The following is an 11,265-nucleotide window of genomic DNA, read 5'->3' as shown; positions in this document are numbered from 1 at the left end:
TGCCAGGTAAAACTTTCATCCAATACCATCAGCTCAAGCTGCCGATCATCCGAGAGGAGTGAGTGGCGCGAGTGAGATGGAGAGAAGGCCACCCGAAGGGGTGGCTTTCTTGTGTCTGGAGATTCTGTGCCTCGTACGCGAGCACCCATTGAGAGATCTGATCGGGTGGCGCTGTTTATGTTATGGCTGGAGTATTCCCAGGCGTCCCGTTCGGTTCACTTAATTAATGACAATTTGATCAAAGTGAGTGATCCTGGCGAAGCCTTCATTGTCCCGTGCTGGGTTCCCTGGGCGGTCACTGAAAAGTGCCTTCATGCCGGCTGATTGGGCCGCTTCCAGTTCAGCAATGGAATCACTGATGAACAGGGTTTGATTGGGATCAACTTCCATTTCAGCGGCGATAAGTTTGTAGCTATCCATTGCCTGTTTAGGGCCCGTGCGCGTGTCGAACCAGTGGCCGAACAGATCCCTCAGGTCCCCCTCTGTTGTGTGTCCATAGAGCAATTGTTGGGCGGTCACGGACCCCGATGAGTAGACCGCCAGGTTGACTCCAGCCATGGCCCATGCCCTCAGGGCCGGGGGCACATCGCTGTAGAGAGGCGCCAGCAGTTCGCCGTTTTCATAGCCGCACTCCCAGATCAGCCCTTGCAATTGCTTCAGTGGTGGGAGCTTGCGGTCTTGATCGATGAGCCATCCCAGATAGGCCACCAGCTGGGCATGGGAGTCCAGATCAACTCCGATCGCCCTTGCTTCCGGGTCGATGGCTCTGGCCTGTTCCGCCTCATCGAGGAGGCCTCGGACGGGCTCTTCGTGACGGTGGCGCTCCAGATACTCCGCCAGATGGTTTCGGGCATAGGGGAAGAGTGTTTCTGCCACAAAGCTCACCGGACAGGTGGTTCCCTCGATATCAAGCAACAGATGGGTGATGGGGGCCATGGAGAGATCCTGGGTCGTCGTCAATGGCTGGGATTGGGCAGGCGATTGAGCCCATCCAGTAACAGTTGCCTCCAGTGTTGCTCCAGCAGGAATTCCAGGATTTCCAAGTGGCGTCGGGCGCTGAACAGCGCATCTCCCCAGGCGTACAGCCCATGGCCAGCGATCAACAGCCCCTGGGGCGCATCGGCCAGCAGGGGAGCGGCCCGAACACTCAGCCGCCTCAGGTCCTGGTCGTTGGCGAGCACGGGCAGCCGCACTCGCGTGTCATGGCTGTGTATTCCTTTGAGCCCCTTGAGCATCTCCAATTGCTCGAGCACCACAGACCCATCGGCGCCGGAGGCTCCAGGGCTGTGGCGATCAGTTGCCAGGGCCCGGCGCGACAACAGTGTGGCGGCCTGGGAATGGGTGTGCAGCACGGCCCCAGCGCCCGAGCGCCGCACGATCTCCAGATGGAGGAGGGTCTCGGCGCTGGCGCGTCCATGGCCGCGTAGCACCTGTCCGTCGCCATCCACCACGATCAACGCCTCAGGGGCGACGGTTCCCTTGTCGACACCACTGGGGGCCATCAACAGCTGCAGCGGTTCACGCTGCAGCACACAGCTGAAGTTGCCGCCGGTGCCATCGCACCAGCCCCGCCGGTGGAGGGCCGCGATGGTGGAGCTCAGGTCTTCGGCGAGGTCGGCCGTCACGGCAGATGGGCACTGAACTCCCTTCTAGCCCACGGGCCTCGGCTCAGTGCTGGCAGCTGGGACACCAGTGGCTGCTGCGTCCCGCCAGCCGCTCCCGCGCAATGGGGGTGCCGCAACGGCGGCAGGGCTCGCCCGTGCGCCGGTAGACCCAGGCCTGCCCCCCATAGCTGCCGTTGGTTCCGGAGAGGTCGCGGAAGTCGCTGAAGGTGGTGCCGCCGGCCCCGATGCTGGTCTCGAGGATCTCCACCAGGGCCCGTTGCAGCCGCTCCAAACGGCGGGGGCCCACCCGTCCGGCCGCCGTGGCCGGTGCGATGCCGGCGGCGAACAGGGACTCATCGGCGTAGATGTTTCCCACACCGGCCACCAGGCTCTGATCCAGCAGGGCCGCCTTGATCGAGCGTTTGCTGCCCGCCAGCCGCTTCTGCAGATAGGAGCCATTGAAGTCCGGCCCGAAGGGTTCAGGCCCCAGCCGCCTCAGGCCGGTGATCACGGTGTCCGTCGCTGAGCCGGGGGGCACCCACCACATTTCGCCGAAGCTGCGCAGGTCCACGAAGCGCAGCTCCTCGCCCCGGTCGTTCCAGAGGCGCACGCGGGTATGCCGGCATGGCTCCCGCGGCGTCTCGATCCAGAGGAACTGGCCGGTCATGCGAAGGTGCACCCCCCAGGTGCCCGCATTGGCCTCGCCTCGGTGCAACTCCGCCAGCAGGTACTTGCCCCGGCGGCTCCAGGCCCCCACCCGGCACCCCTCCAGGGCGGCGCGAAAGGCGCCCGGGTCTTTGGGGGCGGCGATCGCCCGCTCCCTGAGCACCTCCAAGCGATCGATGCGGAAGCCTTTCAGCTGGCGCTCAAGCCCCCGGCGCACGGTTTCGACTTCGGGCAATTCGGGCAAGGAAACTCCCCTTTCGCACAGCATGAAGAAATCCCTGATCCGGTGGGCGGATCAGGGATCAAGACATCGAATGGAGCGTTGCAGGCGGGCCGTTCGAGCCTTTGGGCTCAGGCCTTCACCAGCTCGCTTTCGGCGAAGTTGTTGGTGTTGATGCCGCCCTCTGAGCCGCTGTAGCCGCTGTAGTTCACCTTCTCAAAGCGCACCACCACGGGGTAGCGGATGCCGGAGGTGTCGATCGAAGCGACGGTGCCGACTTCGTTGAACCAGTAGGACTCAGGACGCTGGATGCGCACCTTGTCGCCGCGGGAGATCGCCATCGCTGCGTTGAGGAGGATGTTGCTGTCGAAGGGACCATACCCCTCCTTTTTGGTCAAGGTTGCGGGGCCGTCACGAAATGTCGCTGCCCATGGATCGCCCGTTTGTGTGCCATCGGCCCGGGCCCCCGTGGCACGATCGCCTCCGCTGAACTTCGTCTGTGCTGGAAGCCCCCTCCCTGACCCTGGATCTGCCTGATCCGGAGCGGGACGACATCAGCACCATGGAGTTCCTGGCCCGGCTGGAGGAGGCCTGGGCCGTGTGCGATCGCTTCGACCTGCAGACCGAGATCTGGCGCGGCCGGATCCTGCGGGCCGTGCGTGACCGGGAGAAGCGGGGCGGTGAGGGCCGGGGCACAGGCTTTCTGCAGTGGCTCAGGGAGCAGGAGATCAGCAAGACCCGTGCCTATGGGCTCATCCAGCTGGCCGATTCCGCCGACAGCCTGGTGGGGGATGGCCCCCTGGAGGAGGCCTGCGTCAACAATTTTTCCAAGCGAGCCTTCGTGGAGACGGCCCAGGCGGACCCCGAGGTGCAGCTGATGATCAGCGAGGCAGCCAATGAAGGGCAGCAGATCACCCGCAAGCAGGTGCGCCGGCTCACCGATGAGTTCACCGCGGCCACCAGTCCGCTGCTGCCGGAGGAGATCCGCCAGCGCACCCAGGAGAACCTGCTGCCCCCGCGGGTCGTCGCGCCCCTGGTGCGGGAACTGTCCAAATTGCCGGAGGCCCAACAGGACGACCTGAGGCGGGTGCTGCGGGATGAGCCGGAGTTGTCGCGGGTCAAGGATGTGACCAACACCGCCCGCTGGCTGAGCAAGGCGGCCGAGGCGGGGCTGGCGGTGCGGGCCTTCCAGCAGGGGGAACTGGACCTGGAGAAGGCGATGCAGGAGGCCCAGCGCCTCGATGCCTTGGGGTTGCTGGCGGATGCGGTGGGCCAGGCCCAGCAGTTGGAGAGCGCCGTGCTCAAGCTCCACACCAGCTGGCGGCGGCTGGGCGGCCTGCAGGAGCGTCTGTGGTTGGAGAGTGGCAGCAGCACGCCCCACCTGCGGGAGCTGCTCCAGGCCTTGGGGAGTCTCAGCGGCGCCACCCTGCGGGTGTCCCTCGGGGAGCTGGCCGGCGGCAAGCGGGTGCGGCTGCAGCTGGTGGAGGAGTCGCCCGACCAGCTGGAGGCGCCGCCCCTCACCTGAACCCCCTCTCCCCCAGATCTGGTGCCGGTTAGGTTCGGGCATCGCCAGGGGTGGGGTGGAGGTGCCATCGGGCGCAATGCGTGCGGATCCGTCTTTGACCGATCCTCCCTCGAGCGATCCCCTGCTGACGGCGCTCCAGGCCCATTTCGGCTGGGAGGACTTCCGGCCTGGCCAGCGGCCGGTGGTGGAGGCCCTCCTGCAGGGGCGCGACTGCCTGGCGGTGCTGCCCACAGGAGCCGGCAAGTCGCTCTGTTATCAGCTCCCGGCCCTGGTGCGGGAAGGGTTGGTGCTGGTGATCTCCCCCCTGGTGGCCCTGATGGACGACCAGGTGCGCCACCTGCAGCGGATGGGCATCGCGGCGGCCTGTCTGCATGGCGGCCTCGATCTGCCGGCCCGTCGTCAGCTGATCACACGCCTGCGGGAGCGCAGGCTGCGCTTGCTGTATCTGGCCCCGGAGCGGCTCCAGGGGGAGGCCACCCGTCAGCTGCTGGAGGAGGTGCTGGAGCAGGGGCAGCTGGTGGCCCTGGCGGTGGATGAAGCCCACTGCATCAGCGCCTGGGGCCATGATTTTCGGCCCGATTACCGCCGGCTGGGGCAGCTGCGCCGCCTCTGCCCGGGGGTGCCTCTGGTGGCCCTCAGCGCCACGGCGGCCCCGCGCGTGCGCGCCGACATCATCCGCTTGCTCGAGCTGCGACGCCCCCTGATCCAGGTGCGCTCCGCCCGCCGCCCCAACCTGGCCTATGGCATGGCGCGGCGCCCCACCGATCCCCTTGAGCTGGTGATCGAGGCGGTGATCGCCGCCCGGGGGGCGGTGTTGATCTATGCGCGCACGCGCCGCTCGGTGGGGCGCTGGGCCTCCCTGCTCACCGCCGCCGGCATCGAGGCGAGCCCATACCACGCGGGCATGGATCCGGAAAGCCGGCGCCTGGCCCTGACCCACTTCCAGGAGCACCCGGCGCCCGTGCTGGTGGCCACGGTGGCCTTCGGCATGGGGGTGGACCGCTCCGATGTGGGGCTGGTGCTGCACCTGGACCTCCCGGCGAGTCCGGAGGGGTATCTGCAGGAATCGGGCCGGGCCGGGCGTGATGGGCTCCCGGCCCGCTGCCTGGTGCTGTTCGATCCGGAGGATCGCGCCAGCCTGGGCTGGGCCATGCGGGCGGCGGGCCACCAGCTCAGCCCCGAGGCCCGCCAGCAGGAGCAGGTGCGGCTCGAGCTGGCCCAACGGCAGCTGCGGCGCATGGAGGCGGTGGCTGAGGGGGAGGAGTGCCGTGAGCAGGCCCTGTTGCTGGCGGTGGGGGAGTTGGTGCCCCCCTGCGGCCGCTGCGATGCCTGCAGCGCCCGGCCCCAACGCCAACGCCAGGACTGGAGCGAGCAGGTGGGCCGGTTGCTGGGGCAGCTGGAGCAGCGGGACGGCGTGGGCCAACGGGGCCTGGGGGAGACCCTGGCCGGTGAGGGGGACTCCCCTGAGGAGCGTTGGCGCTGGCTGGCCCGGCGCCTGATCCAGGAGGACCTGATCAGCGAGAGTGACGACGGTGCCCAGCGCCTCTGGCTGCGGCCGGCTGGCCGGCGCTATCTGCTCCAGCCCTGGCCCCTTCGCTGGGCGGCCTGAGGGGGGTCAGAGCCCCTTGGCCCTGCAGAGGTCCTTCACCAGCTGCGACTCGAATTCGGTCTGGGGGGCATCCCAGGTTTTCCAGGCGCCGGACTGTCCGGTGGCGTTCAGCTTGCGGGCGGTGCAGTTGATCGCCAGGTAGAGAGGTTGCCCGTTGCTGTTGAGGCTGGGGGCCACGTAGCTGCCGCCCATGGGCTGCCAGTTGGCCCAGTCCACCTGCAGGGGGCCGTAGGTGCGCCAGTCGGGAGTGCTGGCCTTGGCCACGGCGCCGGGTTTGGCGGCTGCGCTGGCCGCCGTGGGATTGGGCCGGCTGGCGACGACCGGTCGGCTGGCGGTGGGTCGGCTGGAGGCGGCCACTGGGGCGGCGGTCGCCGGTTCGACGCTGGGCTTGGGCCGGGCCGTGGGCGACGGCTTGGGAGCTTCCGCACTGGCTGTCTCGACCGCCGCCTCGGGGGTGGGCCTGGGCCGGGGGGCTGGGGCCGGTGCTGGTTTAACGGTGGTGGCGGGCTTGGTCGTGGCCACCGCTGGAGTCGGCTTGGGGGTGGGTTGCTTCTCCGCCGGGCTGGGCTTCGCCGCCACAGGGGCCGGCCTGGTGGCCGCCTTGCTGGCTGCGGCACTGCCGCCGGGCAGCTTCAAGCGGCTGCCGGCGGGGATGGAGTTCGGCTCCTTGATGTTGTTCAAGGCAATCAGGCGATCGATCGACACGCCATAGGCCTCTGCGATGTGAGACAGGGTTTCACCGGGCTGCACTTCGTGCTCCTTCGCCCCCTTGGCCACCGCCACGGGCTTGCTTCTGGCCTTGGCCGCGGCCGTTTTGGCCGCCCCAGGCACCACCAGTTGGCTGCCGGCCTGGAGGTCGTTGGCTGATTTGAGGTTGTTGAGCTGGATCAGACGGTCCACGGAGACGCCGTAACGATCGGCCAAGGCCGAAAGGGTGTCACCGGGTTGAACGGTGTAGGTGCCGCTCCCGCCAGGGGCGGCCTTGGCTCGGTTGGATCGGCCAGCGCCGGCCGCTCCTGGCACCACCAGTTGGCTGCCGGCCTGGAGGTCGTTGGCTGATTGGAGGCCATTGAGCTGCTTCAGCCGTTCCACCGAAATGCCGAAGCGCTCAGCGAGCTCCGAGAGGGTGTCCCCCGGCTTGACGGTGTAACCACCGCCCCCGCCACGGCCCGGCCGGGCCAGGCTGGTTCCGCCACCGCCGGGGACCACCAGCTTGCTGCCCGCCTGCAGGCTGTTGGCGTCCTTGAGGCCGTTGAGCTTGAGCAGGCGCTCCACCGTGACGCCGTAGCGCTCGGCGAGCTCGGAGAGGGTCTCACCGGGCTTGACCGTGTAGCTCCCAGCCAGGGCAGGCCAGGGCAGGAACAGGGCAAGGGCCAGGGCAGCAAGCGCTCGGCGCATGGAGATCGATCAGCTGGAGGAACCATAAGGACCTCCGCCCGTGGCGCCAGGGGGCCGTGGGCACGGGGCCCAGGCCAGCGATGGGCCGCGCTCAGCCCAGCAGCCGCTTCACCAGGCCCAGGCGCTCGCCGTAGGGGGCATAACGAAAGCGCAGATCCAGCCAGAAGGGCCGCCGCAGCACGCTGCGCCGGTGGGAGAAGGTCTCGAAGCCGGCCAGGCCGTGGTAACTGCCCATGCCGCTGTTCCCCACCCCGCCGAAGGGCAGATCGGGCACGCCCACCTGCATCACCACATCGTTGAAACAGACCCCACCGGAGCTGGTGCCCTGCAGCACCGCCTGCTGGGCTGCCGCGCTCTGGCTGAACAGGTAGAGCGCCAGGGGCTTGGGCTGACGCCGGATGTGCTCGATCGCCTCCTGCAGACCGCCCACGCTCAGCACCGGCAGCAGTGGACCAAACAGTTCGTCCTGCAGCAGTGGATCGGCCGGGTCATCCACCGCCAGCACGGTGGGGGCGATCCGCAGACCGGAGGGATCACACTGGCCCCCCGCCAGCACCTGGCCACGGCCTCTGGCCGCTTCCAGCAGGCCTGAGAGGCGCGAATACTGGGCCCGGTTCACGATCCGGGCCAGGTCGGGGGAAGCGAGCGGGTCGTCGCCATAGCTGCGCTGGATTTCTTCCTTCAGCTTCTCCACCAGGGCGGACCTCACGCTCTCCTCCACGAGCAGGTGGTTGGGCGCGATGCAGGTTTGCCCCGCATTCAGCCCCTTGCCCCACACCAACCGCCGCGCCGTGGTGGGCAGATCGGCATCGGCCAGCACGATCGCCGGGCTCCTTCCCCCCAATTCGAGCGTGACCGGCACAAGGTGCTCCGCGGCTGCGGCCATCACAAGCCGGCCCACCCGTTCGCCCCCGGTGAAGAAAATGTGATCGAAGGGCTCCTGCAGCAGGGCGGCGGCCACGCTGCCGTCCCCCTCCACCACCCGCACCACGGATGGATCGAAATGGAGCCCCACCAGCTCGGCGATCAGGGCGGAGGTGTGAGCTGCCTGCTCCGAGGGTTTGAGCACCGCGGTGTTGCCGGCCGCCAGGGCGCTCACCAGCGGCTGCAGCGTGAGTGAGAAGGGGTAGTTCCAGGGGCCGATGATCAGCACGCAGCCCAACGGCTCCAGGACCACCTCGGCCCGCCCCGGCCGCTGCGACAGGGGCAACGGCGCCCTGCGGGGGGCCATCCAGCGACCTAGCTGGCGCTGGGCGAGCTTGAGTTCGCTGCGTACCGCGACCACTTCGAAGTAGGCCTCCAGCGGCGGCTTGCCCAGATCGGCCGCCAGGGCCGCAAGGATCGCGCCCTCGTGCTGATCGATCAGCTGCTCCAACCGCTCCAGCTGGCTCAGGCGCCAGGCCCGGGGGCGGGTGTGGCCGCCCTGCACGAGGCCCCGCAGGTTGGCCAGGGGCAGGCGCTGGGGCAGAGAGATGGTCATGGTCGCGGGCACTGGATCGCCCCAGCCTGACAAGGCTGCCGCCCCGCCGGGGCAAGACATCACCCCTGCCAGCTAGATCAGGTGGGCTGCCGTTGTCCTCGGGAAGCGGGGATCCGATCAAAAGCCCTTGACGAGATTTGAACTCGTGACCTCTCCCTTACCAAGGGAGTGCTCTACCACTGAGCTACAAGGGCATGTGGAAAGGTGGGCCGGGTTGGATTTGAACCAACGTAGGCAGAGCCAGCGGATTTACAGTCCGCCCCCATTAACCACTCGGGCACCGACCCGAACCACACCGCAAGAACTTACCAGCCGACCTTCCTGATGCAACTGCTGCTGCTGCACGGCCCCAACCTCAATCTCCTCGGTACGCGGGAGCCCCATCTGTACGGCCACCAGAGCCTTTCCCAGCTCGACGACGACCTGCGTCAGCGGGCCCGGGACCTGGGCGCGGAATTGGAGAGCTTCCAGAGCAACCACGAGGGTGAGCTGGTGGATCGGATCCACCGGGCCCGGGGGGCGAGTGACGGCATCGTGATCAACGCCGGCGCCTACACCCACACCTCGATCGCCCTGCGGGATGCCCTGTTGGGGGTGGCGATTCCCTTCGTGGAGGTGCACCTGAGCAACACCCACGCCCGGGAGCCCTTTCGCCACCATTCCACCCTGGCGGATCGGGCCATCGGTGTGATCGCGGGTTTTGGACCCCTCAGCTACCGGCTGGGGCTTGAGGGGTTGGTGGCCCACCTGCGCGCCCAGCCGTGAGCCCCAGCACCGCCCCGCTGGAAACGGTTCGCATCCGCTGGCTGACCCAGGCCAGTTCAGCCGCCTGGCTGGAGCAGGCCCTGGCCCATCCCGACCTGGTACTGATCGATCATGCCCATTGCGAGCGCAAGGCCGCCGGTGTGGCCCTGCAGCTGATGTTCCGCTACCCCTCCGACACGGAGCTGGCGGAGGCCCTGAGCCCGCTGGCGCGGGAGGAGCTGGAGCACTTCGAACGGGTGCTGGCCCTGCTGCAGCGCCGCGGCGTGGCCATGCGTCCCCTGGCCGCCCCTCCCTATGGCGCCTCCCTTTCGGCCCAGGTGCGGCGCCAGGAGCCGGAGCGGATGCTCGACAGTTTGCTGGTGGCCGGTCTGATCGAGGCCCGCAGCCACGAGCGCATGGCCCTGCTGGCGGCCCACAGCCCCGAACCTGAGCTGGCGGCGCTCTATGGCGAGTTGCTGGCCAGCGAGGCGCGTCACTTCGGTCTGTATTGGGTGCTCTGTGAGCGGCGCTGGCCGCGGCCCGAGTTGATCAAGCGGCTGGAGGAACTGGCGGCGTTCGAAGCGGGGCTGCTGGCGAGCCTGCACCTTGAGCCCCGCATGCACAGCTGATCCCGCAGCCCTCAGTCCAGAAGCGGATAGCTCTCGGCGATTGGATCGCCGGTGAAGACAGCCACCCAGCCCTCGGGGTTGTCGAACAAGCGGATGGCGCTGAAGCGGGGGGCGCTGCCCATGTCGAACCAGTGGCGGGTGCCGGCGGGCACCCGCAGGAAATCCCCCTGCTCGCAGAGCACCTGGGCCACCTCGGCGCCGAGGTGCAGGCAGAACAGGCCGCGGCCCTCAACGAAGAAGCGGACCTCGTCTTCGGCGTGGGTGTGCTCGGAGAGGAACTTCTGGCGCAGGGCCACCCGGTCGGGGTGATCCGGGCTCAGGCGGATCGCATCCACGGTGGGGTAGGTGCCACTGGCCTGCACCCGGGCGATCTCCTCGGCGTAGGCGCTCAGCACGGCAGCGGCATCGGCCGCCTCTGGCAGCTCCGCTTGAACGGGCCAGCGATCGTAGCCGATGCCCCGTGCCGCCAGCAGCTCGGCGATCTGCTGGGGATCGCTGCTCTCCAGCAGGGGAGCGCCTGGCCTTTCGGCGCTGCTGGTTTCGGCGTAGAGGGTGAGGCGGCCCATGGGCAGAGAAGGCAGGGGTGCGGTGGGCCCGAGCCTAGAAAGAGAGCCCCTGGGGGCCGCGTGTGTTGGAGGAGTGGGGGGCAGAGACCCCGCCGCAGCCGGGGCTGACCCTGGTGGGGGTGGGGCCCGGCGATCCGGAGCTGCTCACGGTGGCGGCGGTGCGGGCGATCCGCGGGGCCGCTGTGGTGGCCTATCCGGTGGCCCGCCCGGCGGCCGAGGGCATGGCGGCCCGCATCGCCGCCCCCTGGATCGCCCCTGGCCAGCGGCGTCTGCCCCTGGTGTTCCCGATGGTGGAGGAGGCCGAACCCCGCCGGGTCGCCTGGCGCGCCGCCGCCCATGCCCTGGCCTCGGAGGTGGCGGCGGGCCATGCCGTGGTGCTGCTCTGTGAGGGGGATGTGTCGCTCTATGCCAGTGCCTCCTATGTGCTGCTGGCCCTGCGCCAGAGCCATCCGGGGCTGCCGCTGAAGCTGATTCCCGGGATCACGGCCGTGGCGGCGGCCGGGGCGGCGGGGACCTGGCCCCTGGCGCTGCAGCAGGAGCCGCTGCTGATCCGGCCGACCCCGGAAACGCCAGCTGAGCTGGCTCGGTTGCTGGATGAGGCGGCGAGCGCGGGGGCGGTGCTGGCGCTGCTCAAGCTGGGCCAGCGCTGGCCCTGGGTGCGGTCCCTGCTGGAGGAGCGGGGGCTGCTGGCGGCCAGCCTGTTCGCCTGCCGGCTGGGCTGGCCCGATCAACAGGTGTGTCCGGGCAATCAGTGGCCGGCGGAGGCGCAGCCCTACTTTTCGCTGGTGCTGGTGCGCCAGGGCTGGCCGACGGTGCTTCCCTAG

General features: G+C 68.7%; 12 protein-coding genes and 2 tRNA genes. 5 read left to right on the top strand and 9 right to left on the bottom strand.

The window, feature by feature from the left end; genetic code table 11:
• Positions 1 to 219 precede the first annotated feature (219 nt).
• The 4 genes from mtnC to KBZ13_RS02705 all read right to left on the bottom strand — a co-directional run bounded on the left by mtnC (position 220) and on the right by KBZ13_RS02705 (position 2,831).
• Complete coding sequence (gene mtnC, locus KBZ13_RS02720; RefSeq protein WP_255005765.1) at positions 220 to 936, bottom strand: acireductone synthase; 717 nt, start codon at positions 934 to 936, stop codon at positions 220 to 222.
• A 20-nt stretch (positions 937 to 956) separates the two neighbouring features.
• The gene (gene mtnB, locus KBZ13_RS02715) at positions 957 to 1,625 is read right to left on the bottom strand and encodes a methylthioribulose 1-phosphate dehydratase (protein WP_255005756.1); all 669 of its coding nucleotides are present in this window, start codon (positions 1,623 to 1,625) and stop codon (positions 957 to 959) included.
• A gap of 43 nt (positions 1,626 to 1,668) precedes the next feature.
• Positions 1,669 to 2,514 carry a DNA-formamidopyrimidine glycosylase gene (locus KBZ13_RS02710; protein WP_255005752.1) on the bottom strand — a complete coding sequence of 282 codons (846 nt, stop codon included), beginning with the start codon at positions 2,512 to 2,514 and terminating at the stop codon, positions 1,669 to 1,671.
• Between the two features lie 107 nt (positions 2,515 to 2,621).
• Positions 2,622 to 2,831, bottom strand: coding sequence for a photosystem I reaction center subunit IV (locus KBZ13_RS02705; protein WP_255005751.1), 210 nt, complete (start codon positions 2,829 to 2,831; stop codon positions 2,622 to 2,624).
• Between the two features lie 158 nt (positions 2,832 to 2,989).
• Between KBZ13_RS02705 and KBZ13_RS02700 the strand changes: the two genes are divergently transcribed.
• On the top strand, positions 2,990 to 4,015 hold the full coding sequence (locus tag KBZ13_RS02700; RefSeq protein WP_255005749.1) for a hypothetical protein: 1,026 nt from the start codon (positions 2,990 to 2,992) through the stop codon (positions 4,013 to 4,015).
• Positions 4,016 to 4,109: 94 nt separating this feature from the next.
• Positions 4,110 to 5,624, top strand: a complete 1,515-nt coding sequence (locus tag KBZ13_RS02695) for a RecQ family ATP-dependent DNA helicase (protein WP_409995593.1) — start codon at positions 4,110 to 4,112, stop codon at positions 5,622 to 5,624.
• A 6-nt stretch (positions 5,625 to 5,630) separates the two neighbouring features.
• Here the strand turns inward: KBZ13_RS02695 and KBZ13_RS02690 are convergent, their stop codons facing one another.
• The 4 genes from KBZ13_RS02690 to KBZ13_RS02675 all read right to left on the bottom strand — a co-directional run bounded on the left by KBZ13_RS02690 (position 5,631) and on the right by KBZ13_RS02675 (position 8,789).
• Entirely contained in the window at positions 5,631 to 7,022 is a 1,392-nt protein-coding gene (locus tag KBZ13_RS02690; RefSeq protein ID WP_255005748.1) for a LysM peptidoglycan-binding domain-containing protein, read from the bottom strand.
• 91 nt (positions 7,023 to 7,113) lie between these two features.
• Positions 7,114 to 8,502 (bottom strand): aldehyde dehydrogenase family protein, encoded by a 1,389-nt coding sequence (locus KBZ13_RS02685; protein ID WP_255005745.1) that lies wholly within the window; start codon positions 8,500 to 8,502, stop codon positions 7,114 to 7,116.
• 122 nt (positions 8,503 to 8,624) lie between these two features.
• Positions 8,625 to 8,696: transfer RNA gene (locus KBZ13_RS02680), tRNA-Thr, on the bottom strand.
• Between the two features lie 11 nt (positions 8,697 to 8,707).
• Positions 8,708 to 8,789: transfer RNA gene (locus KBZ13_RS02675), tRNA-Tyr, on the bottom strand.
• A gap of 37 nt (positions 8,790 to 8,826) precedes the next feature.
• Here KBZ13_RS02675 and aroQ point away from each other — a divergent pair.
• Positions 8,827 to 9,267 (top strand): type II 3-dehydroquinate dehydratase, encoded by a 441-nt coding sequence (gene aroQ / locus KBZ13_RS02670; protein WP_255005743.1) that lies wholly within the window; start codon positions 8,827 to 8,829, stop codon positions 9,265 to 9,267.
• Positions 9,264 to 9,875, top strand: a complete 612-nt coding sequence (locus tag KBZ13_RS02665) for a tRNA-(ms[2]io[6]A)-hydroxylase (RefSeq protein ID WP_255005741.1) — start codon at positions 9,264 to 9,266, stop codon at positions 9,873 to 9,875. Before aroQ ends, KBZ13_RS02665 begins: the two co-directional genes overlap by 4 nt.
• Positions 9,876 to 9,886: 11 nt before the next feature.
• Here the strand turns inward: KBZ13_RS02665 and KBZ13_RS02660 are convergent, their stop codons facing one another.
• Positions 9,887 to 10,441, bottom strand: a complete 555-nt coding sequence (locus tag KBZ13_RS02660) for a 1,2-dihydroxy-3-keto-5-methylthiopentene dioxygenase (protein ID WP_255005739.1) — start codon at positions 10,439 to 10,441, stop codon at positions 9,887 to 9,889.
• Positions 10,442 to 10,554: 113 nt separating this feature from the next.
• On the opposite strand from KBZ13_RS02660, the gene cobI reads away from it, so the two are divergent.
• Positions 10,555 to 11,265 carry a precorrin-2 C(20)-methyltransferase gene (cobI, locus tag KBZ13_RS02655; protein WP_255005899.1) on the top strand — a complete coding sequence of 237 codons (711 nt, stop codon included), beginning with the start codon at positions 10,555 to 10,557 and terminating at the stop codon, positions 11,263 to 11,265.

Origin of the sequence: Cyanobium sp. ATX 6F1, assembly GCF_024346315.1 — a bacterium.
Lineage (GTDB): Bacteria > Cyanobacteriota > Cyanobacteriia > PCC-6307 > Cyanobiaceae > ATX-6F1.
Note: the sequence above shows the minus strand (reverse complement) of the source record. Positions and strands in the feature narration are given on the sequence as shown.

Excerpts from the sequence above, each read along its gene's own strand:
- mtnC (WP_255005765.1), bottom strand. The coding sequence starts at position 936 with ATGGCCCCCATCACCCATCTGTTGCTTGATATCGAGGGAACCACCTGT.
- KBZ13_RS02705 (WP_255005751.1), bottom strand. The coding sequence starts at position 2,831 with ATGGCGATCTCCCGCGGCGACAAGGTGCGCATCCAGCGTCCTGAGTCC.
- KBZ13_RS02690 (WP_255005748.1), bottom strand. The coding sequence starts at position 7,022 with ATGCGCCGAGCGCTTGCTGCCCTGGCCCTTGCCCTGTTCCTGCCCTGG.
- KBZ13_RS02685 (WP_255005745.1), bottom strand. The coding sequence starts at position 8,502 with ATGACCATCTCTCTGCCCCAGCGCCTGCCCCTGGCCAACCTGCGGGGC.
- aroQ (WP_255005743.1), top strand. The coding sequence starts at position 8,827 with ATGCAACTGCTGCTGCTGCACGGCCCCAACCTCAATCTCCTCGGTACG.
- KBZ13_RS02660 (WP_255005739.1), bottom strand. The coding sequence starts at position 10,441 with ATGGGCCGCCTCACCCTCTACGCCGAAACCAGCAGCGCCGAAAGGCCA.